Source organism: Novosphingobium sp. B-7, from assembly GCF_000410615.1.
Classification (GTDB): domain Bacteria; phylum Pseudomonadota; class Alphaproteobacteria; order Sphingomonadales; family Sphingomonadaceae; genus Novosphingobium; species Novosphingobium capsulatum.
This window is the reverse complement of record NZ_KE148482.1, coordinates 427-2115: the sequence shown is the minus strand read 5'-3', so window position 1 is coordinate 2115 and position 1689 is coordinate 427. Positions and strand designations below refer to the sequence as shown.

Genomic DNA, 1689 nt, shown 5'->3' with positions numbered 1-1689 from the left:
GCGGCCTGCGCCTGGGCCAGGCGGCCTTGCGCGGCGGTAACATCGGGAGCGGCGCTGCGCCCGGCCGAGACCAGGCGGCGGTTGATATCGACCAGATGCCCTTGCAGGGTGATCGCGCGCTGTGCCAGGTCTTCAGCGGCGTGGGCGGCACAGACGCCGACATAGGCCCGCGCCACATCGGCCGCGACGGTGACCTTGACCGCATCCTGCGTGGCGGCGATCGCTTCCTCATCGGCGCGGGCCGCCTCGATCTGGCGGCGGATGCGGCCGAACAGATCGATCTGATAGCTCATTTCCGCGCCCACATCGCCGATATCGGCAACGGGCAACTGCTCGTTCTGCAGATAGGACTGCCCCGACAGGCGCGCGTGCTGCGCCCCGGCCGAAACCCCAAAATCCACTTCCTTGCCGCCTTCGGCCACGGCCGTCACGGCGCGCGCGCGGGCAAAGTTGGCCGCGGCCACGCGCAGATCGGTATTGGCGGCCAGCGCCTGTTCTTCCAGCCCATCGAGCACGGGATCGTCATAGAGATGCCACCAGCGCGCCGGCAGCGGATCGGCCGTGGTCAGCGCGGCGGGGGCGGACTGGAATGCGCCCTGCGCCGCCGGGCGCGTGATCGCTGCATCCTTTGGCACGTGGTAATCCGGGCCAACGGCCTTGCAGCCAGCGAGAGCCAGCATGGCCGAACCGATCAGGAAAAGGCGCTTCACCGGGCGTTCTCCTGCTTGTCGGGCGCGAGGGTGACCGAGGCGGTGCGCCCGGCGATCAGCGCGACATTGGCCGGGCGTTCATCCAGGGCGATGCGCACCGGCACGCGCTGGGGCAGGCGCACCCACGAAAAGCTGGGGTTGATCGAGGGCAGCATCGAGGCGCTGCCGGTGCGATCGTGATCCTCGATCGCCATAGCGATCGAGGTGACATGGCCCTTGAGCAGGCGATCCTCGCCCATCAGGCGCACGGTGGCGCGCTGGCCAACATGGACATGGGCCAGCTTGGTTTCCTCGAAATAGCCCTCGATGCGCAGCGAACTGTTGTCGACCAGCGCCATCACCGCCTTGCCCGGCGCGACATAGTTGCCCGGGCGCAGCGTCTGGTCGGAAATCGTGCCATCGACCGGGGCGCGCACGGTGGTGCGATCAAGGTTCAGCCGGGCCATCTCGCGCTGGCTTTGCGCGGTTTCCAGCATGACCTGAGCGGCAGCGACCTGGGCCTGGGCATCGGCCACCTTGGTCTCGCTCTGCTGCGTCACTTCCAGCGGCACCAGATCGCCCAGGCCACGGTTGCGCGCCGCCTCGCGCTGGGCCTCGGCCAGGGCGACGCGGGCGCGGGTGATCCCGGTGCGCGCCTGGGCAATGGCATCGTCGGCCTGGCGCACGGCCAGGGCATAGCGCGCGGTATCGATCTGGAATAGCACGTCACCCTTGTGCACCGGCTGGTCGTTGACCACGGCGACCTGGGTGACCAGGCCCTGCACATCGGGCGCCACCTGCACCACATCGGCGCGCACGCGGCCATCGCGCGTCCACGGATCGGCCTGGTAATGCAGCCATAGCGAACGCGCGCCGATGGCGGCGACGATGACGATGGCGCCGGTCACGCCGATCTGGACGGTCTTGCGAAAGGTGGGGGAAGCGAGCAGCGACATCAGAGCCATCCATTGATCAACTGGGGAAAGCGCACGAGCAGCGC

At 68.8% G+C, this 1689-nt stretch carries 2 protein-coding genes; both read right to left on the bottom strand.

The window, feature by feature from the left end; genetic code table 11:
- Window positions 1-710 (bottom strand): TolC family protein (locus H926_RS29530; RefSeq protein ID WP_022677986.1); only part of this gene is annotated, 710 nt, incomplete at its 3' end.
- Entirely contained in the window at window positions 707-1645 is a 939-nt protein-coding gene (locus H926_RS0120895; RefSeq protein WP_043610794.1) for an HlyD family secretion protein, read from the bottom strand. The genes H926_RS29530 and H926_RS0120895, both read right to left, overlap by 4 nt.
- Between the last annotated feature and the right edge of the window lie 44 nt (window positions 1646-1689).